Source organism: Bacillus sp. FG16 (genome assembly GCF_057809515.1).
Window position 1 is genome coordinate 14,621 of sequence record NZ_JBMDKC010000018.1, and the last position, 25,957, is coordinate 40,577.

The following is a 25,957-nucleotide window of genomic DNA, read 5'->3' on the forward strand; positions in this document are numbered from 1 at the left end:
TCCCCCTCTCACATTAAAAATGAGAAAACCCTTTTCTTTCTTCATTATATGAATTACTTCCCTCATTCTTTTTAAAGTTTTTGTAAAATTAAATGCACTATAATATAAAGTGAAACTTTAATTAGTAGGAATGGGGCTACTAGTTGATACGAGATAAATTCCCACATTTTAACATGAAACTTACTCATTTCTACGTGTAACACTTATAATACTGAACTAAAAGTATTCACTATCGAAGAAAAAGAGGAAATGTCATATTCCAAAGTCCAGTACGATTAACCTTCTCATATGATGCAACATTCTATATACAATTGTCATATATTCTATCCGCTTCCATTAACCGTAAAGAGAAAAAAAGATTGAATTCTAATCTTTTTGTGATACCATATGTTATGAGCCTGTAAATAAACATCATAATTTTCAGATAAATATATTTTCAAAAAAAAAATTACGTTAGAATATAAAGGGTGGGGTATTAATGGACTCACAAGTGATTTATGCCATTTTGGCATCTTTCATCACTGTACTCGTCGTTACTCCTTTAGTTATTAAATTAGCTTTTAAAATAGGAGCGACAGATAAGCCAAACGCACGTAAAGTACACCAAAAAATTATGCCTCGTCTTGGCGGGTTAGCAATATTTATCGGTGTAGCTGTAGGGTTTGTTGTCGGCGGCTTATATGAGCAAAGAATGTTATCGATAACGCTAGGTGCGATTATCATTGTAATCATCGGAATTTTAGATGATATGTACGAGTTATCTGCGAAAGTAAAATTCGGTGGACAACTGTTAGTTGCCATTATGATTGTAAAAAGTGGATTATTAGTGCAAGTATTATATATCCCATTCCTTGGGGATACTGAACTTGGATGGCTTGCTTATCCCATTACAGTATTTTGGCTTGTAGGTATTACGAATGCAATCAACTTAATTGACGGCTTAGATGGATTATCTGCTGGGATTTCATCTATCGTACTTGCAACGCTAGCATATATGGCCTTCACTAGCCCATGGGGTACTGGAACAGCTATTATCTTGCCACTCGCATTAATTATATTAGCAAGTACAATTGGATTTTTATTCTTCAACTTCCATCCAGCAAAAATTTTCATGGGAGATACAGGAGCACTATTTTTAGGATACTGTATTTCTGTTATATCGTTACTTGGATTATACAAAAGTGTAACGTTATTCAGTTTTATCGTTCCAATTATCATTTTAGGTGTACCTATATTTGATACGATATTTGCAATCATCCGTCGTATCGTAAATAAAAAACCTATTTCAGCACCAGATAAATCGCATTTACATCACCGCTTACTTGCAATGGGATTCTCTCATCGTAAAACGGTACTAATTATATACGCATTCGGTATTTTCTTTAGTGTAAATGCCATTATTTTCACTAGTGCAACGTTATGGTTATCCATTATTCTTCTTTTCGCTTTGATTTTCTTCACAGAAATCATTGCTGAAATAATCGGGCTTGTACATGAACGTTACAAACCACTTATTTCCTTTTATAAAAAAGTGAAAAAACGCGAAGACTAATTGTAGTATAGCCTTTACCATTATGAAATATTCAAATAGCATCCTCTTTCTTACAAGAGGATGCTATTTTTTATTCCTTATTTTATATTTCCAAAATATAGATTGTTTGAGAGTTCCTCTATTGGAGAAAGATATACATAATAAGAAACGTATCAAGTTTTCTTTTTTACATCTTGATTGTCAAACTGAGGGTGAATGTTATGATCAAGCGAGTATTTCAATGTATTATTTTATTCTTAACAATTACTATGTACGCATCATCTAATACTGAAGCAACAACTGTTATTCCTGCTGAACATTATCCAAATACTGAAACGAACTCTCCTACACAAAAAATTGCGTACTTAACATTTGATGACGGGCCAAACAAATATACTACACAAATTTTAAACATCTTAAAAGAAAAGAACGGAAAAGCAACTTTCTTTGTTATTGGTGGAAAAGTACCACATTACAAAAAGACAATGCAACGATTGATTAAAGACGGACATTATATCGGACTTCACAGTATGTCACACGATGTAAAACGCCTTTACACTGGCGATCCATCTGCTTTAATTACAGAAATGGAACAAACACAAACCATTGTCCAGCAAGTTACAAAATTAAATACACATCTCGTTCGTGTCCCGTATGGTAGCATGCCTTACTTAAAAAAGAATTACCGTGATGCACTTGTATCAGCCCAGTATAAAATGTGGGATTGGACAATCGATACATACGACTGGAAAAGCTATGACAATCCTTCTGCCATACTAGAAAGAGTACGTAATCAGAGCGACGAACAAATCGAAGTAATTTTAATGCATGATTCGAGTGTAACCGTACAAATACTGCCACAAGTAATTGATTACTTACAGTCACAAGGATACAAACTTCTTCCCTATAATCCATCTTCCCATCTCGAAGTAAACTTTTGGAAAGACACAAGATTGTAACAGCTTTAGTGCCTATATGCTAAAGCTGTTTTATTTTTCTCTTCCCACCCTTCCCATTTTTGTGTAAAATTTTAAATAGTGATGAAGTTTCGAGGTGAATAGAAATGAAACGAATAGATCTCATTTTTAATGCAATACAAGAAGGCAATTATACAGAAGGTGTAACCGCGTCAGAACTCGCTACATTTCTGCAACTAGATCGCGCTAATGTAAGTAGCGACTTAAACAAACTTGTAAAAGATAAACGTTTATTAAAAACAAATACGCGTCCTGTTCGTTTTTATATCGAAACGAACACTTCGTTGGAAACGCATTCAAAAGAAGTAACTTCATTAGATACATTTGCAATTGAAAATACGAGCCTTAAAATCGCAATTGAAAAAGCGAAAGCTTCTATTCTCTACCCTCCAAACGGTATGCATACTTTACTACTAGGAGAAACAGGGGTCGGAAAGTCTATGTTTGCTTCTTTAATGCACGAATATGCAATTGAAGTTGAACAGCTTCCCAAAAATGCACCATTTATCGTCTTTAACTGTGCTGATTACGCAAACAATCCACAACTACTACTCGGACAGTTATTTGGGATTAAAAAAGGGGCTTACACAGGTGCGAGTGATCAAAAAGGATTAATTGAAAAAGCTCATGAAGGGATTCTTTTCTTAGATGAAGTACATCGTCTGCCTCCAGAGGGACAAGAAATGCTCTTCACCTTTATTGACCGCGGAGTATACCGCCGCCTTGGAGAAACAGAAAACGAACGTAAAGCACAAGTATTAATCATTACTGCAACAACAGAAGAACCAAATTCATTTTTATTAAAAACATTTACAAGACGTATACCGATGACTGTTACGCTGCCACCACTTCGTGAGCGTACACATAAAGAGCGCTTTGCTTTACTACAGCTATTTTTCACAAATGAAGCAATTCGTCTGCGAAAAGAAATTCATGTTAGCCCAAATGCAATGCGTGCTTTCGTCTTTTATAATTGTCCCAATAACATCGGTCAATTAAAAACGGATGTACAAATCGCCTGTGCAAAAGCCTATTCTGACTTCGTGACAAAGAAACGTGATTCTGTCTATGTTTCAAGTACAGACTTACCTTGGTATATGAAAGAAGGGCTGTTCATTGAAAGAAAGAGCCGTCACTTATACCAAATACCAAATGAAACATTTGTATTTACAGGTGATGAAGGTTGGAGTAATCATAAAACAGAAGATGAAAAACGCTCTTCTATTTACGATTATATTGATTATAAATACGAAGAACTTCAAGCACGTGGTATTGAAGAGGAAGAATTAGAATTACTAATAGAAAATGATGTTCAAAGCTTTTTCGTACAATATTTTAACCAAATATCAAAAAAAACAAGCCATGAAAATGTTTTTAAAATTGTGGATCGTAATATCGTGTCTGTATGTGAAAAAATAGCGGAACTTGCGGAAAAACATTTATCTAAGACGTTTGATGAAAAAGTATTTCTCGCTTTAAGTTTACATGTACAGACAACTCTACAACGTTTACAAAGCGGAAAACAAATACATCACCCGCAATTAAATCAAATTCGTACGAAATATAAAGAAGCCTTTTCCGTCGCTATGCAAGGCATTCAACTACTGGAAGAAGAATTACAAATAACAATGCCTATTGATGAAGCTGGCTTTTTAACAATGTTCTTCGTTGTTGATCCAATTCCTGCCTCACAAACAGAAGTAAAAGTATTAATATTAGCACACGGTAATGGCATCGCAACTGAAATGGCAAACGTTGCAAACGAACTTCTCGGCATTGAGGAAGTAACCGGTATTGATATGCCGTTACACGAATCACCGAAAGATTTCTTAGAGCGTGTAAAAGTGTATATGAAAACACTACAAAATGTAAATGGGCTTCTCTTACTTGTTGATATGGGGTCACTTGCTTATATCGGTGACATATTAGAAACGGAGTTCAAAATTCCTGTACGTGTTCTCTCGATGACGAGCACACCACATGCACTAGAAGCAGCTCGAAAAGCTCAGCTCGGTTATTCATTAGATGCGCTATATGAAACAGTAAAAAATTTAACACCGTTTTACTTAAACGTACAAGAAGAAAAGAAAAAACCTCTCTCTCCAATGAAATCTGTTATTTTAACAGCTTGTTTAACTGGTGAAGGAAGTGCTTTAGCTATTCAAAAAATGTTAGAAAACTATTTAAGATTTGATAAAGACTTAATTGAAATTATTCCGATTAGTATCGTCCATGAAAAAGATTTAACGAAAATGATCGAGAACATAAAAAAAGAGCGTAACATCATTTGTATCGTTACGAATTTCGATGTGCAAGTACCATGCTTAACATATCATTTCCAAGACATCGTAAACTACACAGCAATTCAGCCCATTCAAGAATTAATTACGTATGAAGAAACATATGCAAAAATGGCGGATATTCTTGAACAACAAATGCAGCGTAACGATGGGGCATTACTGATCAAAACAATTCGTTACGCATTAAATACAATCCAAGAATTAATTTCCTTACAGCTAACTCCTGATAGCTTAATGGGTGTTATTCTGCATATGAGCTGTATGGTTGACCGTCTTCAAAAAGGAGAAAGCCTTCTTCCTCATCCTGATAAAGAGAAAAGAAGACAAGATGAATACTGGATGTATATGAAAGTAAAAAAAGCATTGCAACCAATTGAAAATACATTTGAAATACAAATACCAGATGACGAAGTATTTTACGTTATGGACTTCTTTATTAAAAATCAACCTGTGAAAAATTAATCGAGGCAGTTTTTAAATATATCGACCGTAACGCAAGTTATATCAGCGATTATTGAAATATATCGGCGTAACTCAGATTATATCAGCGATTTTCAAAATATATCGATTTACCGACAATAATCGCTAAAACTAGCACCTTATATAATGAGAAAAGGCTGTTCCAACATATGGACAGCCTTTTCCTCTACTTCTTTACTTTTCTAACTCGCCCTCTTATTTCTCCTCTTTTTTGTGATTTCGTATAGACATTAACATATACGTTTGCTTGAATAATTTCTTGAAGTAAATGTACAAATGATTTCCCTTGTAAAGGTCCCTCAAAATCCTCCACATTCACTACACCAGTAATGCTTCCCTCGTTCAAGCTAATACCTTGCTCCAGTGGACCATACAAATATAAAACAACAGGACCAATTTGAGTAGACTTCCCTAAATGAATTTGACACGATGTAACCTTTTCTATATTTTTTAGTATGACTCTGTAATGCAATTTCGTTAAATCATCACTAAAAATAAACTCTGCTACCCCAAAAGCTTCTGTATTTACAGGAGGCACTTCCCTCTTACCTGTTAACCTGGCAAAGAAATGTGTTGTCATAAGGCATTCTCCTTATATAAATTTCCCAGCACTACTTTATGGTTTAGACATAATCATTTATGACTTTTTCAATTTTAATTACAAAGAAAAGATTCACAAAATCTTTACATTGAAATTGTTCCTTTAGATTTACAGTCTCTTGTATAATGCACATAGAAAAAACATTATGGGGGGTTCCATTGAAAACTAACAAATACACTTTTCAAATATTATTAGAGATTTTTCTCGTCTCATTTAAATTAGGACTTACTTCATTCGGCGGTCCTGTCGCTCATCTTGGTTATTTCCACCACGAATACGTGCAAAAAAGAAAATGGATGGATGAAAAAAGTTATGGAGACTTAGTAGCACTGTGTCAATTCCTTCCTGGACCCGCTAGCAGTCAAGTCGGTATGGGAGTTGGATTATTAAGGGGCGGGCTTTTAGGAGCAATTACCTCTTGGATTGGTTTCACCCTTCCATCTGTTCTCGTTTTAGTCTTTTTTGCTTCATTCCTTACTCAATTCGAAATTGGAAGTACAGGATGGATTCATGGACTCAAACTTGTAGCAGTCGCAATTGTCGCTCATGCAATATGGGGAATGGCGCAAAAGTTAACTCCAGATCGCAACCGTGCGACGATTGCGATTGTAACTGCCGCAATCGCCTTATTATGGCCAAGTAGCTGGACGCAAGTGATCCTCATTATAATATGTGGCTTTATCGGCTGGTTTTTATATCGTAACCAACCAATTAGCCAATCTCAGCATATAAAAGTACCTATTTCAAAAAAGATAGCAGTTTCTTGTCTCGTCTTATTCTTTGGACTATTACTACTGCTACCAATATTAAGACCGTTCTCTTATTACATCGCTTTATTTGATAGTTTCTATCGCTCTGGCGCACTTGTATTTGGAGGAGGACACGTCGTGCTGCCCCTTCTTGAAGGTGAGTTTGTACAAAACGGCATGATGACGAAAGAACAGTTCCTAGCTGGATACGGATTAACACAAGCAGTACCAGGACCACTATTTACATTCGCCTCTTATATAGGAGCAGTGTTAAACGGGACGCTTGGGGCAATACTCGCAACAATTGCGATTTTCCTCCCTGCTTTCTTACTCGTTATTGGTGTTTTACCATTTTGGAACAGCGTGAGAAAAATATCATTCATACAAGACGCACTACTTGGTGTTAACGCCGCTGTTGTTGGTATTTTAATTGCCGCTTTTTATGATCCTATTTGGACAAGCACAATTATGAATGCTGTAGATTTTGTTTTTGCGTCTCTTCTATTTTGCTTGCTCGCTTTTTGGAAAACACCACCTTGGGTTATCGTTATACTGGGAGCCTTTGGCGGATACGCTCTATCCATTTTATAAATAAAAAACGACGGCATGATGTAGCCGTCGTTTTTCTATTAAAACTTCACAAGCTCTATTCCTTCTGGTAATTCGCTCTCTGTTAAAATACGCAATTCCTTCACACGATCCATTACGTAAGAAGAACGCTTCACAAGCTCTGGATCAATATAAGCTGGATGAACCATAATTTCTACCGTTTGTTCACCTTGTACTCTTTCTTTTAACTTCACAAAGTAATCTTCCGTCACACCATCCGCATAAAAGTCACTGTAAAACACATCAGAAAATGGATGCACCGCTCTATCTTCCTCACAACGACGAATCGGAACATTATATTTAGCCGCTAATCTCTCAAGAACATCATGTAAAATCGGTAAACCATGCACATGATGATGACTATCTAAATGAGTTGGTGTTAATCCGTAAGATAAAAACTTCTCAATTTGAGCAGTCCATTCTCTCTCAACTTCTTCTGGATTTATATTCCCTTCCCTTACAACACTTTGTTTATGAAACGATCCGTCGCTACCTACAAGTGATGGTACGTCTCCAAGAAGTGGTTCCCCTGCTGTTAATACGAGATGTACGCCTACTCCGAGTAGGTTGTACTCTTTCGCTAAGCGTACCGCATGCTCTGTTCCTGGCATATTCATCATCATCGTCGTTGAATTTACAAGTCCATTTATATGCCCATCAATAATGCCGTAATTTGTACCTTCTGTAAGACCGAAATCATCTGCATTTACAATTAACTTAATCATCATAATACCTCCTAATAGAATAAAAAAAGCGGGCTAAATAGCGCCGCTTTTACTTCTCTACCTTTTTAAAGAACTGTGGAAGATACTCTTTATGTGCTTCCAACATTTCATCTAAAATTTGTTTTGCAACTTTATCTGATGGTACAAGTGGATTAATTGTCATAGCAAGCAGCGCCTTATGATAATCCCCTGTAACAGCAGCTTCAATTGTTGTGCGCTCGAATGATTTAATTTGTTGTACTAAACCGCGAACTGGTACTGGAAGATCTCCAACTGCAATTGGTTTTGGACCTTCTTTCGTAATAATACAGTTCACTTCAACAGCTGAATCATGTGGTAAGCTTGCAATTGTTCCGTTGTTTCGTGTATTAACAGGCTGGATATCACCTTTATTATTGTAAATAGACGTAATTAAACTACATGCTGCGTCACTATAATAAGCGCCGCCACGTTTTTCTAATTGTGGTGGTTTAATATCTAAGTTCGGGTCTTTATATAACTCGAATAAATCATTTTCTAATTGTTTTACTACTTCTGCACGTGTACCTTTTTCAACAGAAGCTTCTTTTTCTTCTTCTAACATTTCACGTGTTTTGTAGTAGTAACGATGGTATGGACATGGAATCGCACGAAGTCCTCGAATAAAGTCTGGCTCCCAGTTAAGCGCTGCGATATTTTCCATCGTAATTTGCTTTTCTGGATCTGTTACAAGCTCTAACACACGGTCCATTACACTTACGCCATCTAAGTATACATCTAGTCCGTATACCATATGATTTAAACCTGCGAAATCAACGTGAACACGACTCGCATCTACTTCAAGTAATCTTGCAAGACCCATGCGGATTCCGATTGGAACGTTACATAGACCAACTACTCTTTGAATATTTGTATAACGAAGAACTGCCTCTGTTACCATACCAGCTGGATTTGCAAAGTTAATTAACCATGCATTCGGACAGAGCTCCTCCATATCTTTACAAATATCTAAAATAACAGGAATCGTTCTCAACGCTTTGAATAAACCACCAGGACCATTCGTTTCCTGACCGATTACATCATATTTTAATGGGATTGCTTCATCTTTTGCACGTGCTTCTAATAAACCAACACGAAGTTGTGTTGTTACGAAGTCAGCATCTTTTAATGCCTCACGGCGATCAAGTGTTAAATGTATCTCAATTGGTAAACCTGATTTTTTCACCATACGTTTCGCTAAGTTACCAACGATTTCTAATTTTTCTTTTCCTGCCTCAATATCTACTAACCAAATTTCACGAACAGGAAGCTCATCATAACGTTTAATAAATCCTTCAATTAACTCTGGTGTATAACTAGATCCACCGCCGATTGTAGCAATTTTAATTCCAGTCATGCTTTATTCCCCTTTCGCTTCAAGCTTTTTATAAAGATCAATAAACTCTGCTGCTAATTCTTTCACTGTAATCGCATTCATTAAATGATCTTGTGCGTGAATTAAAAGAACACTAATCTCTGTTTTTTCTCCTCTTGCTTCTGATTGTATGAGCTCTGTTTGAAAATGATGCGCTTCATTAATCGCTTCTTTCGCCTTTACCATCGCTTCATCTGCTTCTGCCATTTTCCCCTGTTTGGCAAATTGAAGTGCCTCCATCGCAAAGCTTCGTGCGTTACCACTATTTAAAATCAATTGGAATGGAATTTGTTCTGCTGTAGTCATCATAATTACCGCCCTCTCTATAAGGTTCAACCGATTTAAATACCCCTTCAGTTTGAACATGTCTATTAAAGTATGAATTTATTAATGATAGTTTAGTGTTCATATAGATGTTTTTCATCTTTTTGAACATGATATAAAGGTAATTGTTCTCACAGACACCGTTGTCTGTGAGAACAATCTCTATGTTACATAGGTACAGAGTTGTTGTTTCCTTGCGCTGCTTCTTTTTCAGTACGAACAACTGAACGGTCACATAATACAACGAATGGATAATAGATTACCATCGCAATTACAAAGTTGAATAACTGTAGAATTGCACCTGAAAGATGTCCACCTGTTACAAGATAACCACTAATAATTGGTGGTGTTGCCCATGGGATCATCGCAACTGTTTTTGGTACCCAGCCAATAGATATAGCTGTATAAGAAGTAATTACTAATACAATTGGTGTTATGATAAACGGTAAGAATAACACTGGATTTAAAATAATTGGTGTACCAAATATTACCGGTTCATTAATATTGAATGCACCTGGTCCAATTGATAAGCGAGATACACCGCGTAACTGTGCACTTTTTGCTACAAGTAATACCACTACCAAGAATGCTAATGTTGCACCAGAACCACCAAGATATACGAAAGTATCAAAGAATGGTTTTGTAATAATGTTTGGAACATCAAATGCAGATGTACCACCTTGGAATAACTTCATGTTTTTCTCTAATGCCGGTAAATATAATGGCTCAATAATACCACCAACGATATTTGGACCATGTAAGCCGAAGAACCAAAGAAGATGAACAAGGAGTACAATGACAATTGCACTTGGTAATGTCCCTGCTAAACTTTGTAGTGGTGATTGAATCGTATTAAAGATAAATTCATGAACACTTGTACCAGCTAATTTCACTGCTAATTGAATACCTGCAACTACTGTTAAGATAACAAATGCTGGAACTATAGCTGCGAAAGATCTTAAAACTGCTGGTGGTACTCCATCAGGCATTTTAAAAGTAATGTTTCTTTGTACAAAGAAACGGAATACTTCAGTAACAAGGAGCGCCACGATAATTGCTACAAATAACCCTTGTGCACCTGTCCAAGCTAAGTTCAATCCGCCTTCTTTCGGTGTTGTTGGCGTAAGAATAATTAACGCACCAAATGAAATAATACCTGCTGACAAACCATCAACGCCGTAAGATTTTGCTAAGTTATAACTTGTTGTAAATGCTATGATTAGTGCTAGAATCGCGAAAGAACCAGTCCACATTCCACCGCCGACTTGTTTCCACGTTTCACCAAACAAACCTTTCATGAAATCTTGGAAAGCTTCAGACGGAAAACCATTAATTAGTGATGCCAGTGCACCAACTAAAATAAGTGGCATAACTGCAATAAATCCGTCACGGATCGCAGCTAAGTGACGTTGCGATCCGATTTTACCAGCGACAGGAACAATATATTTCTCCATAAATGCAATAAACTTTTGCATTTCGCTTCCCCCCTAATTATTTTTTAAGTGTTAATGCGTGATCTAAAACTGCTTCTCCATTCATCATGCCGTAGTGCATTGGATTAATAACATCGATTCCAACGTTTCTCTCATCAGCAAGCGTTTTCATTGAAGAAAGCATGTAACGAACTTGTGGTCCTAGTAATAACACATCTGCTTGATCGATATTCGTTTTTACTGCATCCCCAGATACAGCCCAAATCTTTCCTTCTAGACCGCGAGCTTTTGCAGCCGCTTCCATTTTTGTAACTAGTAAACTTGTAGACATCCCTGCTGAACAACATAATAAAATATTCATTTGAAAATCCCCCTTGTGTAGTATAAAAAATTTATGTTTATTTATTTTTCTTTACGCTATTTATTAATGCAATTAGCGTGCCAACTTTTTAAAACCACTAAAATCAGTGCTTTTTCGAGCATTTTCTTTGTGTGTTAACGCTTTCAATTAGTGTGTTACTCAAAAAACACACAGTGTGTTATAAAACAACACGCTTTTAACACATAACTGTATGAAAATAGATTAGTGTTTAGTTGTCTAGTTATGTTTAACATAAAAAAACACTAAAAAATTTTTTTCATCTTAGAAATCTAGTAAAAAAACAACATACTCTTGAACACACTCTTCTATCTTTTGTCCAAGCAAACTCTACTAGATTACATAAAATAGAATAAAATCACACACTTTGAAAGGAGATTCCTATGCCAAAACATAGAAAAAAGAACAAAATGACGATTTATAAAATAACATGCTGTAAAAAAGATAGACGTTCTGAATTAGACTCTGACAAGTTTGAACTAGAAGAGCAGGAAATAGAAAATAAGCAGGACAAGCATGGTAAACAAGAAGAACAAGATGCACAGGATAAGCAAGTACAATCAGAAAATGTAATTATAGTACCCACAGATTCACACAGCTTAGATGTGTGGGATGAAATTTCTCTAAAGGAAATACAAGCTGGTGAACATACGAATTTATTTGAAGAAAAGAGTAATTATCAAAATATTAATTTAGTCCAAGTAAATGATGTTCGCTTATACTTGGACAAGCAACTACAATTCAGTTCCGTTGATGAGCAAATTTATCATGAAGCGCTTGTACATCCAATTATGGCAAACGTAATTGATCCAAAACGTGTTCTCATATTAGGTGGTGGCGATGGTCTTGCCTTACGAGAAGTTTTGAAATATGAAACTGTGCTACATGTAGACCTTGTTGACCTAGACGAAGCAATGATTAATATGGCACGTAATGTTCCAGAAATAGTATCTTTAAACAAAAACGCTTTTTTTGATAATCGAGTGAACGTACACGTATGCGATGCAAAAGAATTTCTAAATTCGCCTTCATCTTTATACGATGTAATCATTATTGATTTTCCTGATCCAGCGACAGAATTATTAAGTACTTTATATACAAGCGAACTATTTGCTCGTATAGCTACATTCTTAACAAAAGATGGTGCTTTTGTCTGTCAATCTAATTCACCTGCTGATGCACCTCTAGTATATTGGAGTATCGGTAATACAATTGAACATGCTGGATTAACTGTGAAAAGTTATCATACAATCGTTCCTTCTTTCGGAACTGACTGGGGATTTCATATTGCGGCTAGCTCTGCACATGTACTCAATCAAATTGAGCAATTATATGTAGTACCAACTCCTCGAACATTGCCTGCTCTTCTTTTTCCTTTATTTCAATTTCAAGAAGAACATGTAGAACAACGTAACCTCGCTCCTTTAAATTCAGAATCGAATCTTATCCTACATCAATGCTACAAACAGGAAATGGAGTTTTAACGATATTATAGTAAGGAGTGCTACCCTATGGAATATTCTACTTTTGGCAAGCATATAATAGTAGATTTATGGGGAGTAGATTGTTCCCTACTAGATGATATGTACTTTTTAGAATATCATCTAGTTACAGCTGCAAACTACTCTGGTGCCCATGTGTTAAACGTAAGTAAAAAAGAGTTTCAGCCATATGGTGTTACTGTATTAGTGTTATTATCAGAAAGTCATCTTTCCATTCACACTTACCCGGAACAAAATTTTGCAGCTATTGACTGTTATACTTGTGGTACAACCGTTGAACCGCAAATAGCGATTGATTATATCGTAAACATATTAAAACCGGTGCAGATGCATATAAAAAAACTAATCCGTGGTATAGGAGAAATCGTTACTACTGATTAATTTTCACTCTTACTCATCCAGAAAAAGGAGGATTGTAAATACCATCAGTGGGGTGAACATTCCACTGATGGTACAGGCACATACATAAAGTAAAACTTTAATTAGTGGGAGTTTTACTGCCCGTTAATTCGAGATAAAAAAACCTTGCATAAGCAAGGTTCATTCATCCACCGACATCTTCCTATATAACTCTACAAACTCACTCGCTAATTCTTTCACCGTAATTGCATTCATTAAATGATCTTGCGCGTGTACCATCAGAAGAGTAACTTCTGTCTTTTCGCCACCAGCTTCTTTCTGGATAAGCTCCGTTTGTACACGGTGCGCCTCTTTTAATTCATCTAGTGCTTCTTGTAATTTAGCTTCTGCCTCTGTAAAATCCCCACGCCTCGCACAATCAATTGCTTCCATTGAACAACTTCTCGCGTTTCCTCCATGCAAGATTAAATGAAAAGCTTTCGTCTCTATCGTATCCATTTTAGTTCTTTACTCCCCCTTTTCTTCCGCCAATTTTTGTTTATCCCATATTTTTAAGAACGGTAAATAAATGAAGAATGCTAGCGCAAAGTTAACAAGCTGCAAAATAACACCTGAAATTTTCCCGCCCGATCCTAAATATCCACTAAAAAGAATAGGCGTCGTCCAAGGTACAGCGGCCCCACTTGGACGTGCGACCCATCCCCATTCCATTGCAAAGTAAGAAACAATTGTTAACACAACTGGAACTAATATAAATGGAATTAGTAAAAGTGGGTTCATCACAATCGGCATACCAAAAGTTACCATCTCATTAATATTAAATATACCAGGTGCAATTGACAATCTCCCTAAACTTTTTAATTGTTGACTTCGTGCAAATAGTAACATTCCGACAACTAGAGCAAGCGTTGCACCAGAACCGCCCATATAAATCCATAGGTCAAAAAACTGTGCCGTAATGGTATTTGGTACATCTTGCCCAGCTTGAAAAGCAACTCGGTTTTGATCCATTAACGACAACCAAACAGGGCTCATTACACCACCAACAATAGTAGCACCATGAATTCCACAAGACCAAAGAACATGAACGAGAATAACTGCTATTATTGCGCCCCAAAGACTAGCACCAAGTACACTAAGTGGTTCCTGTAAAATTTGTCCTACGATATTATGGATACTGCCAAAAGAAGTGTTTTCTATAATTAAGCGCAAAATCCAAATAACCGTTACAACAATAAATCCTGGAACAAGTGCGGCAAATGAACGCGTGACAGCTGGTGGAACTGTCTCTGGCATCTTTATAATTATCTTTTTTTGTACAATAAACCGATAAAGTTCAGTAGATATAAGTGCAATAATCATTGCTACAAATAACCCTTGGCTTCCCATTAATGCAGCTGGGATTGCGCCTTCTACAAGTACGCTTTCTTTTGTACTTGGTATAATATATGCAACTTGAAATGGAGTCGCAAGTAAAAACGTCACAAGCGACAATGCCCCGGATGCTAAAGCATCCACTTTATAATACTCACCAAGCCTGTAAGCGATTCCAAAAACAGCTATTAAAGCCATTATATTAAAAGTTGCACTAACTGGATACCCTAAAGCTCTCTGCCAATTCTCACCAAACAAACCTGCCATAAACTCGTTATATCCCGGTATCGGCAGCGCACTAATAATGAGGAAAAACGATCCAATAATTAAGAAAGGCATCGTTAAAATAATTCCATCTCGAATTGCTTGTAAATGCCTCTGCTCTGCAACCTTCCCTGCTACCGGCATTACATACTTCTCTAAAAACCGTATCATCTATCCCACTCTCCTCATAGTTTCATTGACAAAGCTGCTTGCAAGATAGCTTCCCCATTACAAAGTCCGTAATGAACGGATTGAATGACATCAACAGGTATCCCTTTCTCTTTACATAATTCTTTCATTTTCGGTAATAAATAACGTACTTGCGGTCCAAGTAAAAGGACATCAGCTTTATCAATGTGACTATTTACTTCAGAACCTGATACTGCCCAGATTTTTACCTCTATCCCTCTTGCCTCTGCTGCTTTCTCCATCTTTGTAACAATCAAACTGGAAGACATTCCCGCTGCACAGCAAAGTAAAATATTCATCCCGCTTCCCTCCCCCTTTTTCTAAACCTAACTTACGGTGCACCCCTTGCCACCACTAGGTTACAAATATATATGTCTAGATTTCCTGCTGTATGCCGAGCTTAAAAACAAAAATTTCTTCGTTTTCACGCTATTCCATTTATCCGTATTCTCCTAGTAAAGAGGACTCTAACTCGCTATAATGATTCAGTATGATTTTTTTAATTGATAGGAGGATATATTTATGAAGGCATATCGCTTTCCACTTATTTTATTATCTTCTATCCTAATTGGTGGTTTCATTGGTTATTTCATGGGTGCCGATGCAGTTGCTTTAAAGCCGCTTGGTGACATTTTCTTAAACTTAATGTTTACGATTGTTGTACCTCTAGTGTTCTTTAGCATCGCATCGTCTATTGCTAATATGGATGGATTAAAACGTTTCGGTAAAATTATGTCTAGTATGGCTGGGACTTTCTTATTTACAAGTATTTTAGCTGCTATTTTTATGATTATTGTCGTGAAAGTATTCCCGCCAGCACAAGGTGTTGTACTAGAACTAACACAACCTGACAAAGCCGGCAAAGCTGTTAGTGTTGCAGATCAAATCGTCGGTATTTTAACAGTATCTGACTTCTCGAAGTTACTATCTCGTGAAAATATGTTAGCTCTTATTTTCTTCTCTATCTTAATGGGGATTGCAACTTCAGCAGTTGGTGAAAAAGGAAAGCCATTCGCTACATTCCTACAAGCTGGTGCAGAGATTTCAATGAAGGTTGTATCTTTCATTATGTACTACGCTCCAATCGGACTTGCTGCTTACTTCGCAGCATTAGTTGGTGAATTCGGACCACAACTTCTTGGAACTTACTTCCGAGCAGCAATGGTATACTATCCAGCGTCTCTCATTTACTTCTTTGTATTCTTCACGTTCTATGCATACCTTGCAGGTCGTAAACAAGGTGTACAAGTATTTTGGAAGAACATGGTGTCCCCTACAGTTACATCACTTGCAACTTGTAGTAGTGCTGCTAGTATTCCAGCGAACTTGGAAGCAACGAAGAAAATGGGTATCTCTTCTGACGTTCGTGAAACAGTTGTCCTTCTTGGATCTACACTTCATAAAGACGGATCTGTTTTAGGCGGCGTACTAAAAATTGCTTTCTTATTCGGTATTTTCAACATGGAATTCGAAGGACCGAAAACATTAGCAATCGCACTTGTTGTTTCTCTATTAGTAGGAACAGTAATGGGCGCTATTCCAGGCGGCGGTATGATTGGTGAAATGTTAATCGTTTCTCTATACGGCTTCCCGCCAGAAGCATTGCCAATTATCGCAGCAATTAGTACAATCATTGATCCTCCTGCAACAGTGTTAAACGTAACAGCAGATAACGCTTGTGCCGTAATGACAGCTCGCCTTGTAGAAGGTAAGAATTGGATCAAAAACAAGTTTGCTTAATAGCTAAAAAGAGGATGCTCTAAACGAGCATCCTCTTTTTGTCGTTATTTGTTGATAAGTTGATATCTCCTCTCGCCACAAATTTGTTAAAATCTTCACAAATATTCCACATCCATTATCCATTCTCCGTACTATAATCATGTATGGAAAAGGAGATGGACACGATGACACAAAGCGCACCTGAATTTAAAGTTTTGCAAAGCATTGCATTTCTCGCTGTCGTTTTGCAAAGTTCCTTATTATATACAATGAATCAAGGAAATGTCTTACTTGAGCAATCCCTCATTATGGGCATGCTATTTAATCTTGCAAAATTCTCAGCACCAGCATTCATATTTATCGTTGGATTTCACTTAATTCGTCACTATACGAAGCAATTAGTATATAAAGAATATATTTCTGAAAAAGCGATACACTTACTCATTCCTTATTTCTTTTGGTCTATTCTTTACTTATTAACAACAAACGATCTTATTACATTACAAGGCGGAATAAAAAGTTTATTACTCGGAACAGCCGCGCCCCATCTTTGGTACGTTATTATGATGTTCCAAATTCACTTATTGTTCCCTTTACTATGCACACTTTTTTATTGGTTTCAAAAACGAACAGAAAATAAAAAAGACATATATAAATATATGACCTTTTTCGCGTGCCTATATTTTCTATTAATGTGGTTCTCTTCTCACTATATTTTTAATGGAGAAAAATTAACAAGTTCAACAATTTTACATTATACAGATCGATCATTTCTATTCTACTCATTCTATTTCGTTATGGGTGGCATTGCCGCTGTAGCACTAAAAACTTGGCGTCTATTCGTCATGAAACATATCCCGCTTATAACAATATTATTTTTCATCTTATTTTTATTCATCAATTATGAGTTGTTTAGTTTTTACGGAGCAAACTCTATTCATTTAACTGTTTCTACCTATTTAAAACCATCTATGTTTTTATATATCGTCTGCGAAATTATCATACTGTATGTGTTATCTATTATGATAGTACAGCGTCGTGGTTTCTTATATAAAACGTTACGTTTCATTGGAAATTACACGTATGGTGCTTATTTAGCTCATTTATTCTTCTTGCAACTATGTACAAAACTTCTTTCCTTATTTACGCTGCAAGAAAATACTATATTATATAGCCTATTACTATTTGTGTTAACGGTCATTATCTCTATTTCAACAATGGTCATTTGTAGCACAATACCATTTCATACTTGGATTACAGGGCCTTCTCCTACAACAAAGATGGAATGGACGAAGGTTGTATTCCGAAAAAATCATAAAAAACTATTCAAACCATATATTTGATATAATAATATGCATATAAAAAAGAAAGCGAGAGACACCTATGATTAATCAAGTTGGACAAATTATGCTATATGTAAATAACCAAGACGAAACAGTACAATTTTGGACAGAAAAAGTAAGGTTCCAAATCATTGCGGAAGAAAATAACGGAAACGGATTCCGCTGGATTGAAATTGCACCGGCGAAAGAAGCAGGAACAAGCATCGTCCTTCACGATAAAGCGTTAATCGCGAAGATGCAACCTGAACTAAACCTTAATACACCTTCACTTATGTTCTTCTCAAATGACTTAGACCGTCTATATAAAGATCTTTCTGAGAAAAATGTCACAGTTGGACAGGTTGTAGATTTACCTACTGGTAGAGCATTCAACTTTGCTGATAATGAAAATAATTACTTTGCAGTAATGGAACGCAAATAAAAAATAAGCTATCCGAAAAAATCGGATAGCTTATTTCATTTTAAGAAACTTGTTCTACATTCGTTTCTCTATGCTGTATATGGCTCGTGATCCAAGCAATTCCACCGGCAACAACGAGATAACATAACAATATTAAAATTTGCATTTGTAATTGCGACCAATCTCCTAAAGAAATAACATCTTGTAATCCTCTAAGAGAATGAGACATTGGGAGAAACTGTCCAATTTTGCTAAGAACAGCTATGTTTAATTCTCCTGGGAAAGTACCTCCGCTCGTCGCTAATTGCAAGACAAGAAGCGTTACCGCTAAGAACTTTCCAACGAGACCAAATACTGTTACTAACATAAGAATAAATGTCATGAACGTAAAGGAAATAACAATACTTGATAAAACAAAGAGTGGCACACTTGCGACTTCTAATTTCATAACACCTAGCACAACTACATCTACGAGTAGCGCTTGAATAATTCCAATTAAATATACCAATCCTAGTTTATTAATAAAATGTACCGTTCCGCTTACCTTCATATTTTGTCTGCGGCCAAGCGGTAAAATATTCGATGCCATAATTCCGCCAACATAAAATGCAAGTGATAAGAAATATGGCGCAATGCCTGAACCGTAGTTAGGAACGTCAGAAACTGTTGACTTCACTAACTGAACTGGCTCTGAGAACATCGTATTACGTGCATCATCATTACGAACATCCGCTATCTTCTCTGCGCCCTCTCCCAATTTCGTAGAAAGTTCTTTCGCACCATCATCAAGTTTAACAAGTCCATTTGTTAATTTACTAGCACCATTATTCAGCTCCGTTCCACCACTTGCAAGCTGATTTACACCTTCTTGCAATGATGTAAATCCATTTCCCCACTTCGTAAATCCATCAGCCAAATTCGATGCACCATCTGCTATCTTTTGCGTTCCAGCAGTAGCTTCATTTAACTTAACTCCGAATGTATTCATGCCTTCTTCAATCTTATGTTGACCGTCAGTAAGCTTCTTCGCACCTTGTGTCAATTGTTGTTGGCTATTATTTAAAGTACTTGTTGCTTTAGCTAGTCCATCAGACGTAGCAACAATTTTTTGAAAAGCGGGATCTTGCTGCACTTCTGGATGATTTTTCACGAACTCTTCTAATTGTTGTTTCACATTATTTGCCGCATTGTCCGCTTTCGCTTGCCCTTCAGCAAGCTTCTCACTTCCGCTCACCCATTCATTTGTACCAGCACTTAATTCACTAACTCCTGATTGTAACGTTTTTTCACCTTGTGCTAATAACTCCATACCACTATGAAGTGATGTCGCTCCTTGACTCAGCTCATTTGCTCCCCCGGTTAAAGCAGATTGACTGGATGCAAGCTTTTCACTTCCTTCTTTCAATTTCGATGTTCCATCACTTAAACGATCAATACCATCCGCAAGCTGATTCGCTCCATTTTTTGCATCGGTCGTTCCTTCATGTAACTTCCCAGCACCATTACTTGCATCACTCAATCCTTGTGCCAAATCTTGAAACTTTGAAAAGACACCTTCTGTATAAGATTTCGTAATACTGTTTGAGATTTTTGTTTTCATATTTTCAACAGCTGTCGTTCCAATTTGAGCTGCTACAAAGTTTTTACCTGGATTTACTTTGTACTGCAACTTTGCCGGCTCTGGTTTCTTATCCATAAGTGTACTTACCTTTTTAGAGAAATCTTCCGGAATCGTAACAACCATATAATATTTATCTTCTTTTAACCCTTCATCTGCATTTTTTTCTGATACGAAATGAAAAGCCAGTTCCTTATTCTCTTTTAAATTTTTAACAAAATCGTCTCCTGCATGAATTGTTTTTTCATCCATCGCAGCACCCTTATCTAAATTCACAACCGCAACAGGTAATTTATCTAATTTTCCGTACGGATCCCAATATCCAGCTAAAAAGAATCCTGAATAAATTAAAGGAACGATTAACAAAAAAATTAAAGCGATACGTCCATGTTTATGGTGCCACATCGCTTTCCAATCTTTAAATATAAGTTTAATTCCCTTCATGAAACATACTCCTTCTCCGAATTTAACACCATTAGAATGGTTTAACAGATTTACTATACACGTCACTTTCCATACTGTATAATACATCTTTAATTATCAATTCATTCCTTTTGGTCTATAGAAAGGGGATTCGAAATGGAACTGCTCCAGTTAAAATACTTTCAGACAGTCGCACGACTAGAACATATGACAAAGGCAGCTGAAGAATTGCATATCGCGCAACCTTCACTCAGCAAAACAATTGCTAGACTTGAAAAGGATTTAGGTGTCCCTTTATTTGATCGCCAAGGCCGACAGATTACTTTAAATTCTTTCGGAAAAGTATTTTTAAAACGGGTAGAACGTATTTTTCATGAATTAAGTGAAGGGGAACGAGAAATTAAAGATTTAGCCGAATTACAAAAAAGCTCTATTACACTGGCCGTTTCTATTCCAAGAATATTACCGGAACTACTTGGCTCTTTTTTACTAGAACATCCTAACGTTAGATTCCAACAATTTCTTGCATCTACTCCTTCTATGAAACGACAACTAGATAATATAGAAATTGACTTTTGTATCTCCTCTGTGCCAATTGCAGGTGAGGAGATTGTTTGGGAACCACTTATTACAGAAGAAATTTTCTTAGTCGTCCCTTCAGGCCACCGTTTATCCGGCCGAGAAAACATCCACCTGCATGAAGTAAAAGACGAACCGTTTATTAGTATGAATACTGGCTATGGATTTCGGCACTTAACGGATGAATTTTGTAAAGAAGCTGGTTTCACTCCGCATATTGCTTTTGAAGTAGATGAACCGACAGTGATTAGCGACCTCATTAAGCAAGGGCTCGGCATCGCTTTTGTTCCAAGTTTAACTTTATTAAAAAACTCTACTTTAGCATCAAGCAAGTTGCGTATTATTGAACCCAATTGTCAGCGAACCATCGGATTAAGTTGGTCCAAAAAACGTTACTTATCAAAAACAGCTCAGCAATTCCGTGAATTCGTGATTGACTACTTTTCTAATATTAGGACGTAAAATTATATGAATAATAAAAGGTGCCACCCTCATATGGTGGCACCTTTTATTATTCACTCTTTTTTAATTCCATTTCAGCTAAAAGTGGTAGTACATTATCAAAAATATGCGTATTATTATTTTCACCTGTTACATATCCACCGTAATATCTACTAAATACGTTGTCATTTCGGAATGTGGACATATGATCATACAATTCCTTCGCAAACTTTGTATCACCTGTTTGTAGTACGTACAAAATCGTTAATCCGTACGCGGCCGGCGATTCATAATTCACAGTTTGTTTTCCCGTTTCTAAATTGTAACGACCGTATAGCTTTCCATCCTCTTGGAACTTCTTCTTTATAAATTCCAAATAAGCATCTGATGAAAGACCTCCTAAACTCCGATGATATGCAACGTATGATTGGTCAATAAGATTCACTTCTTTATCGTACGTAAATGTACCATCTTCTTTATACTCTTTTGGGAATGCCCAGCCATGCCTTGGATAATCCGCTAAAAATTGAACGACTTCCTGATATTGCTGAGCAGAAACTTTGCCGTACTTCTTCATATAGGAGAATGCACGCGGATTTATGTATGATGTTGTTACAAAATTATTTTGTTTCCCTGCATCTGCATCATAATAATCAACATAATAATTATCTTTTTTATTATAACGAAGTACAGCATCACTTAATTGATCAGCAAGGTTTTTATAACGCTCTTCCTTATACATTTCATAAGAACGATATAATTGTTCTATAATACGAAGATCATCTATAAGTGCATTTGTAGCTGACTGCCTCTCTCCCTTTTCAGAGAGTTTCCATAAAACGATATGATTCTTATATACGAAATTATCTTGAATAACCTTTACTTGCTCATCAAATAACGCCTGGTCATCTTTATCAAGTGTATATTGTAACCATAATCCCGCCGATTCTGATAAAGCTTCACGTCCCTTTGCTTCACCCGTACCTGCCTTAGTATCTACTAAACGATACGTGGCAAGCGTTCCATTTTCATTCACCATATGTCTTAAAATAAAATTTTCTGTACGGTTTCCTTGTAAAGCTGACCAAAATACAATTCCACCTAAAGCGATTAAGAAGATAACTCCAATCCCTATATATAAACGTTTCCGCAATCTTTTCACCTCCCTAGTAAGGCTAACCTTAATTTTATCAGAACATACATAAATTTAAAAAAGACAATCTATTAGATTGTCTCCCACATTTCTATCCCCCGCAAACCTCTTTAGAAGGTTTATATAGCGATTGTACAAGTCGATCATATTCACGACGTGTAATCTCTTTATTATATAGCTTCAATAATAAATCTCTATGCTCTTTTGAAAATGCCATCTTTTTAATGACTTCAGGATACATAAAACACCCTCTCCATTTCACATAAACTTCTTCATTCCGAAAACAGAACTTATGTTCGCATAAAAGATTATAAAATATTCCTGCGCAAAAAACAAACAAAACATGAGCAACTATTTATTTCTTTCTATTCAAAATATTACAACATTATATTATCATATTCACTTTTTAAATACATATATATTTTTGGTAGTTTTTTTGAATAAATCTTCCAATTCAATCAGAAAATAATGGCAAAAAAGAAGAGGAGTTTACATATGGATACGGTAACATTAGCAAGAGCATTTTTTGGTTCTTCATTAGCATTCCACATTATCTTTGCAACACTTGGTGTCGGACTTTCATTGATGATTTTTATAAGCGAAGTACTCTATCACTGGAAGAAAGACTCCGACTATGCCATTATGGCGAAAAGATGTACAAAGGCGTTTGCTATTCTTCTCGGTGTAGCAATTCCAACTGGAACAATTGTTGGTGTACAAATCTCACTTCTTTGGCCTGGTTTTGCCAAAATTGTCGGGCAAGTTATTTCTGTTCCCTTCCAAATTGAGATTTTCGCCTTCTTTTTGGAGGCTTTATTCATGTCGATTTACGTATATGCAGCTGATAAACTTCCTCCATTTATGAGATTAATCTCGCTATTTTTCGTCATGCTTGGTGCCACGGCATCCGCCGTGCTCATTACATCAGCAAATACATGGATGAATACACCGGCAGGCTTTTCAATGAATCCAGATGGATCTGTTTTTAACGTTGATCCGTGGAAAGCTTTCTTTAATCCGAGTTTTGGCACAAGTGCATTCCATGTCGTTATTACGGCTTATGCAACTGGTGCGGCTGTCATTGCTTCTATCGCTGGATTTAAATTATTGAAGAAAAATTTAAGTACACGTGAAATTGCTTATCATAAAAAAGGGCTACTATTAGGGCTTGTCGTTACATTTATTACAGGCGCTACGATGTGGCTTTCAGGACATGAATCAGCGATTGCCTTACATAAACACTCACCTGAAAAACTTGCATCTGCTGAAGCTTTATTTGAAACGACATCACACGCACCGCTATCCATTGGCGGAGTTGTGGATCCTAATACACTTGAACTAAACTATGCACTTGAAATTCCAAACATGCTTAGCTTATTAGTGGGACTAGACCCTAACACTGTCGTAAAAGGTTTAAAGGAATTCCCACAAGAAACATGGCCACCATTTTATACACATACACTGTTCAACTTAATGGTCGGCACTGCTGCGTTTACCTTTGCAGTTGCAGCAATTGCGCTCTTATATTGGTACTTCGTTTACCGAAAAAAGGGAACAGAACTACCGAAGTGGCTACTTTGGGGGGCTGCCGCATGCGGACCAATTATGATGCTCGGTATTGAATTCGGATGGATTTTCAGTTGTAGCGGTCGTCAACCATGGACAATTTATGGTATGCAGCGTACCGTCGATGCATCTACACGCGCTGATTTCGTCGGTCCTTTATTTATTTTGTTCATCATTTTATATATTGGACTCGCTATTTTAACAGTCTTTGTTCTACGGACATTCTTTAGAAGACATCCATTAAAGAATGATTTACAACACCAAGGAGGCGATTCTCATGCATGAGGAAAGTATTGCAATCATCATCTTATGGGCCCTTATTTTCGTATACAGTATATTAGGGTCCATCGATTTTGGCGCTGGTTTTTGGGGCATGGTATACGCAAAACATCCAACGCTCGCTGCCAAACTTGCGAATCGGTACTTATCACCTACTTGGGAAGTAACAAATACGTTTCTTGTTTTCGTCGTTGTCGCATTTCTCGGCTTCTTTCCGAAAGCGGCCTTTACCCTTGCGACAGTAATGTTCGTACCAGTTATGTTAATTTTAGTGCTCGTTGCAGTACGTAGTACATTTATGGTGTTTGCTTACTCCTTGCCGAAATATCAGTACCTTCTTCGGGTTATTTCAGGTATTACTGGTCTCTTAATTCCAGCACTATTAATTACCGTTTTACCCGTTACAGAGGGAGCCTATATTACAATGTCTGAAGGGAAAGAAGTACTCCTGTATGGAAAACTTCTTTCTAGCCCAGTTATCTATTGCTATATGCTCTTCGGAATAACGTCTGAACTATTTCTCTCCTCTCTCTTTCTCGCTGATTTTGCGAGAGAACAAAGTTCAGAAGATACGTATAGAATTTATAGAAGAAATGCCATCATCCTTGGTCCTGCAACGCTCGTTACGGCGATCATTGCCCTCGTTGTAATGGATCCAGAAACACATTGGCTTATGCAAGGATTAATAAAGCAATTCCCGTGGTTTACAGTTTCTATTGTTTTATTCGTTATCGGATACTCGTCCCTTTGGTGGACAAACAAAAAGTACAATACACTAGGATACCCTCGCATTGCCGTTTTAGCTGTCGTCGCTCAATATGCATTTGCAAGCTACGCTTACGGCGTCGCGCATTTACCGTATATTATTTATCCTGACGTAACTGTATTTACAAGCTTTACAACGACAGAAACGTTCTATGCACTTCTCATTCTATACGCAATTGGGATTGCAATTTTATTACCAGGATTTATTTTCTTCTGGAATTTATTCTTGAAGGATCGTACTTTTTTGAAGGAAAAATAATATAGCCTTAGAGTCTGTTCCAAAAGGTATTTTGGGATAGACTCCTTTTTCATGTTTTGTCGGTAAATCGATATATTTTAATAATCGCTGATATATTTTCAGTTGCGCCGATATATTTCAATAATCGCTGATATATTTTCAGTTACACCGATATAAGTCTCATTTACTACCTTACCACCCAATCAATTTATAGACTCCTATCACAATAGTTATTTCACTACT

General features: G+C 36.6%; 24 protein-coding genes. 12 read left to right on the forward strand and 12 right to left on the reverse strand.

The features are described 5' to 3' along the window. Positions 1-478: 478 nt before the first annotated feature. From tagO to ACODS7_RS09205, 3 genes are all read left to right on the forward strand, one after another. Entirely contained in the window at positions 479-1,552 is a 1,074-nt protein-coding gene (tagO, locus tag ACODS7_RS09195; protein WP_000378306.1) for a UDP-N-acetylglucosamine--undecaprenyl-phosphate N-acetylglucosaminephosphotransferase TagO, read from the forward strand. A 200-nt stretch (positions 1,553-1,752) separates the two neighbouring features. Beyond that, entirely contained in the window at positions 1,753-2,490 is a 738-nt protein-coding gene (locus ACODS7_RS09200) for a polysaccharide deacetylase family protein (protein ID WP_243168332.1), read from the forward strand. Positions 2,491-2,594: 104 nt separating this feature from the next. Beyond that, complete coding sequence (locus tag ACODS7_RS09205; protein WP_016079723.1) at positions 2,595-5,270, forward strand: sigma-54-dependent transcriptional regulator; 2,676 nt, start codon at positions 2,595-2,597, stop codon at positions 5,268-5,270. Positions 5,271-5,454: 184 nt separating this feature from the next. On the opposite strand, the gene exsM is transcribed toward ACODS7_RS09205, so the two are convergent. Continuing rightward, the gene (gene exsM / locus ACODS7_RS09210) at positions 5,455-5,868 is read right to left on the reverse strand and encodes an exosporium regulatory protein ExsM (protein ID WP_243168333.1); all 414 of its coding nucleotides are present in this window, start codon (positions 5,866-5,868) and stop codon (positions 5,455-5,457) included. Between the two features lie 179 nt (positions 5,869-6,047). Here exsM and ACODS7_RS09215 point away from each other — a divergent pair, with 179 nt between their 5' ends. Next, positions 6,048-7,229: a chromate transporter gene (locus ACODS7_RS09215; protein ID WP_029443615.1), complete on the forward strand. Its 1,182-nt coding sequence runs from the start codon at positions 6,048-6,050 to the stop codon at positions 7,227-7,229. 38 nt (positions 7,230-7,267) lie between these two features. On the opposite strand, the gene chbG is transcribed toward ACODS7_RS09215, so the two are convergent. The 5 genes from chbG to ACODS7_RS09240 all read right to left on the reverse strand — a co-directional run bounded on the left by chbG (position 7,268) and on the right by ACODS7_RS09240 (position 11,483). Continuing rightward, positions 7,268-7,972, reverse strand: a complete 705-nt coding sequence (gene chbG, locus ACODS7_RS09220) for a chitin disaccharide deacetylase (RefSeq protein WP_016079721.1) — start codon at positions 7,970-7,972, stop codon at positions 7,268-7,270. A gap of 49 nt (positions 7,973-8,021) precedes the next feature. Continuing rightward, positions 8,022-9,347: a 6-phospho-beta-glucosidase gene (gene celF, locus ACODS7_RS09225; RefSeq protein WP_000145741.1), complete on the reverse strand. Its 1,326-nt coding sequence runs from the start codon at positions 9,345-9,347 to the stop codon at positions 8,022-8,024. 3 nt (positions 9,348-9,350) lie between these two features. Continuing rightward, positions 9,351-9,674: a PTS lactose/cellobiose transporter subunit IIA gene (locus ACODS7_RS09230; protein WP_000989050.1), complete on the reverse strand. Its 324-nt coding sequence runs from the start codon at positions 9,672-9,674 to the stop codon at positions 9,351-9,353. 182 nt (positions 9,675-9,856) lie between these two features. After that, positions 9,857-11,164: a PTS cellobiose transporter subunit IIC gene (gene celB, locus ACODS7_RS09235; protein WP_001168820.1), complete on the reverse strand. Its 1,308-nt coding sequence runs from the start codon at positions 11,162-11,164 to the stop codon at positions 9,857-9,859. 16 nt (positions 11,165-11,180) lie between these two features. After that, positions 11,181-11,483, reverse strand: coding sequence for a PTS sugar transporter subunit IIB (locus tag ACODS7_RS09240; RefSeq protein ID WP_001023569.1), 303 nt, complete (start codon positions 11,481-11,483; stop codon positions 11,181-11,183). A 401-nt stretch (positions 11,484-11,884) separates the two neighbouring features. Here ACODS7_RS09240 and ACODS7_RS09245 point away from each other — a divergent pair, with 401 nt between their 5' ends. Both ACODS7_RS09245 and speD read left to right on the forward strand, forming a co-directional pair. Continuing rightward, on the forward strand, positions 11,885-12,985 hold the full coding sequence (locus ACODS7_RS09245; protein ID WP_029443616.1) for a polyamine aminopropyltransferase: 1,101 nt from the start codon (positions 11,885-11,887) through the stop codon (positions 12,983-12,985). A gap of 27 nt (positions 12,986-13,012) precedes the next feature. Continuing rightward, entirely contained in the window at positions 13,013-13,384 is a 372-nt protein-coding gene (gene speD / locus ACODS7_RS09250; RefSeq protein ID WP_029443617.1) for an adenosylmethionine decarboxylase, read from the forward strand. A gap of 159 nt (positions 13,385-13,543) precedes the next feature. Here the strand turns inward: speD and ACODS7_RS09255 are convergent, their stop codons facing one another. The 3 genes from ACODS7_RS09255 to ACODS7_RS09265 are packed head-to-tail and all read right to left on the reverse strand — an operon-like array spanning position 13,544 to position 15,489. After that, complete coding sequence (locus ACODS7_RS09255) at positions 13,544-13,861, reverse strand: PTS lactose/cellobiose transporter subunit IIA (RefSeq protein WP_105434357.1); 318 nt, start codon at positions 13,859-13,861, stop codon at positions 13,544-13,546. Between the two features lie 9 nt (positions 13,862-13,870). Continuing rightward, positions 13,871-15,172 (reverse strand): PTS cellobiose transporter subunit IIC, encoded by a 1,302-nt coding sequence (gene celB, locus ACODS7_RS09260; protein ID WP_000617789.1) that lies wholly within the window; start codon positions 15,170-15,172, stop codon positions 13,871-13,873. Positions 15,173-15,186: 14 nt separating this feature from the next. Continuing rightward, a complete protein-coding gene (locus ACODS7_RS09265) occupies positions 15,187-15,489 on the reverse strand; it encodes a PTS sugar transporter subunit IIB (RefSeq protein WP_029443620.1) in 303 nt (100 codons plus the stop codon). A 223-nt stretch (positions 15,490-15,712) separates the two neighbouring features. Between ACODS7_RS09265 and ACODS7_RS09270 the strand changes: the two genes are divergently transcribed. The 3 genes from ACODS7_RS09270 (at position 15,713) to ACODS7_RS09280 (ending at position 18,673) form a co-directional block, all read left to right on the forward strand. Then, the gene (locus ACODS7_RS09270) at positions 15,713-16,930 is read left to right on the forward strand and encodes a dicarboxylate/amino acid:cation symporter (RefSeq protein ID WP_243168334.1); all 1,218 of its coding nucleotides are present in this window, start codon (positions 15,713-15,715) and stop codon (positions 16,928-16,930) included. Positions 16,931-17,094: 164 nt separating this feature from the next. Further along, entirely contained in the window at positions 17,095-18,252 is a 1,158-nt protein-coding gene (locus ACODS7_RS09275; RefSeq protein WP_243168335.1) for an acyltransferase, read from the forward strand. 40 nt (positions 18,253-18,292) lie between these two features. After that, positions 18,293-18,673 carry a VOC family protein gene (locus tag ACODS7_RS09280; protein WP_243168336.1) on the forward strand — a complete coding sequence of 127 codons (381 nt, stop codon included), beginning with the start codon at positions 18,293-18,295 and terminating at the stop codon, positions 18,671-18,673. 40 nt (positions 18,674-18,713) lie between these two features. Here ACODS7_RS09280 and ACODS7_RS09285 read toward each other — a convergent pair whose 3' ends face one another. Beyond that, positions 18,714-20,714: a YhgE/Pip domain-containing protein gene (locus tag ACODS7_RS09285; RefSeq protein WP_029443622.1), complete on the reverse strand. Its 2,001-nt coding sequence runs from the start codon at positions 20,712-20,714 to the stop codon at positions 18,714-18,716. A 135-nt stretch (positions 20,715-20,849) separates the two neighbouring features. Between ACODS7_RS09285 and ACODS7_RS09290 the strand changes: the two genes are divergently transcribed. Continuing rightward, positions 20,850-21,734, forward strand: coding sequence for a LysR family transcriptional regulator (locus ACODS7_RS09290; RefSeq protein WP_029443623.1), 885 nt, complete (start codon positions 20,850-20,852; stop codon positions 21,732-21,734). Positions 21,735-21,783: 49 nt separating this feature from the next. Here ACODS7_RS09290 and ACODS7_RS09295 read toward each other — a convergent pair whose 3' ends face one another. After that, positions 21,784-22,866 (reverse strand): hypothetical protein, encoded by a 1,083-nt coding sequence (locus ACODS7_RS09295; RefSeq protein ID WP_048564243.1) that lies wholly within the window; start codon positions 22,864-22,866, stop codon positions 21,784-21,786. 91 nt (positions 22,867-22,957) lie between these two features. Continuing rightward, positions 22,958-23,107, reverse strand: a complete 150-nt coding sequence (locus tag ACODS7_RS09300) for a hypothetical protein (RefSeq protein WP_000283180.1) — start codon at positions 23,105-23,107, stop codon at positions 22,958-22,960. Positions 23,108-23,361: 254 nt separating this feature from the next. On the opposite strand from ACODS7_RS09300, the gene cydA reads away from it, so the two are divergent. Both cydA and ACODS7_RS09310 read left to right on the forward strand, forming a co-directional pair. After that, positions 23,362-24,717, forward strand: coding sequence for a cytochrome ubiquinol oxidase subunit I (gene cydA / locus ACODS7_RS09305; protein ID WP_243168337.1), 1,356 nt, complete (start codon positions 23,362-23,364; stop codon positions 24,715-24,717). After that, positions 24,710-25,735 (forward strand): cytochrome d ubiquinol oxidase subunit II, encoded by a 1,026-nt coding sequence (locus ACODS7_RS09310; RefSeq protein WP_000544183.1) that lies wholly within the window; start codon positions 24,710-24,712, stop codon positions 25,733-25,735. The genes cydA and ACODS7_RS09310 overlap by 8 nt, the downstream gene beginning before the upstream one ends. The last annotated feature ends 222 nt before the right edge of the window (positions 25,736-25,957 follow it).

What these genes read in the sequence shown, in the direction of transcription:
- tagO (WP_000378306.1), top strand. Translation starts at nt 479, where the DNA reads ATGGACTCACAAGTGATTTATGCCATTTTGGCATCTTTCATCACTGTA.
- ACODS7_RS09200 (WP_243168332.1), top strand. Translation starts at nt 1,753, where the DNA reads ATGATCAAGCGAGTATTTCAATGTATTATTTTATTCTTAACAATTACT.
- ACODS7_RS09205 (WP_016079723.1), top strand. Translation starts at nt 2,595, where the DNA reads ATGAAACGAATAGATCTCATTTTTAATGCAATACAAGAAGGCAATTAT.
- exsM (WP_243168333.1), bottom strand. Translation starts at nt 5,868, where the DNA reads ATGACAACACATTTCTTTGCCAGGTTAACAGGTAAGAGGGAAGTGCCT.
- chbG (WP_016079721.1), bottom strand. Translation starts at nt 7,972, where the DNA reads ATGATTAAGTTAATTGTAAATGCAGATGATTTCGGTCTTACAGAAGGT.
- celF (WP_000145741.1), bottom strand. Translation starts at nt 9,347, where the DNA reads ATGACTGGAATTAAAATTGCTACAATCGGCGGTGGATCTAGTTATACA.
- ACODS7_RS09230 (WP_000989050.1), bottom strand. Translation starts at nt 9,674, where the DNA reads ATGATGACTACAGCAGAACAAATTCCATTCCAATTGATTTTAAATAGT.
- celB (WP_001168820.1), bottom strand. Translation starts at nt 11,164, where the DNA reads ATGCAAAAGTTTATTGCATTTATGGAGAAATATATTGTTCCTGTCGCT.
- ACODS7_RS09240 (WP_001023569.1), bottom strand. Translation starts at nt 11,483, where the DNA reads ATGAATATTTTATTATGTTGTTCAGCAGGGATGTCTACAAGTTTACTA.
- ACODS7_RS09245 (WP_029443616.1), top strand. Translation starts at nt 11,885, where the DNA reads ATGCCAAAACATAGAAAAAAGAACAAAATGACGATTTATAAAATAACA.
- speD (WP_029443617.1), top strand. Translation starts at nt 13,013, where the DNA reads ATGGAATATTCTACTTTTGGCAAGCATATAATAGTAGATTTATGGGGA.
- ACODS7_RS09255 (WP_105434357.1), bottom strand. Translation starts at nt 13,861, where the DNA reads ATGGATACGATAGAGACGAAAGCTTTTCATTTAATCTTGCATGGAGGA.
- celB (WP_000617789.1), bottom strand. Translation starts at nt 15,172, where the DNA reads ATGATACGGTTTTTAGAGAAGTATGTAATGCCGGTAGCAGGGAAGGTT.
- ACODS7_RS09265 (WP_029443620.1), bottom strand. Translation starts at nt 15,489, where the DNA reads ATGAATATTTTACTTTGCTGTGCAGCGGGAATGTCTTCCAGTTTGATT.
- ACODS7_RS09270 (WP_243168334.1), top strand. Translation starts at nt 15,713, where the DNA reads ATGAAGGCATATCGCTTTCCACTTATTTTATTATCTTCTATCCTAATT.
- ACODS7_RS09275 (WP_243168335.1), top strand. Translation starts at nt 17,095, where the DNA reads ATGACACAAAGCGCACCTGAATTTAAAGTTTTGCAAAGCATTGCATTT.
- ACODS7_RS09280 (WP_243168336.1), top strand. Translation starts at nt 18,293, where the DNA reads ATGATTAATCAAGTTGGACAAATTATGCTATATGTAAATAACCAAGAC.
- ACODS7_RS09285 (WP_029443622.1), bottom strand. Translation starts at nt 20,714, where the DNA reads ATGAAGGGAATTAAACTTATATTTAAAGATTGGAAAGCGATGTGGCAC.
- ACODS7_RS09290 (WP_029443623.1), top strand. Translation starts at nt 20,850, where the DNA reads ATGGAACTGCTCCAGTTAAAATACTTTCAGACAGTCGCACGACTAGAA.
- ACODS7_RS09300 (WP_000283180.1), bottom strand. Translation starts at nt 23,107, where the DNA reads ATGTATCCTGAAGTCATTAAAAAGATGGCATTTTCAAAAGAGCATAGA.
- cydA (WP_243168337.1), top strand. Translation starts at nt 23,362, where the DNA reads ATGGATACGGTAACATTAGCAAGAGCATTTTTTGGTTCTTCATTAGCA.
- ACODS7_RS09310 (WP_000544183.1), top strand. Translation starts at nt 24,710, where the DNA reads ATGCATGAGGAAAGTATTGCAATCATCATCTTATGGGCCCTTATTTTC.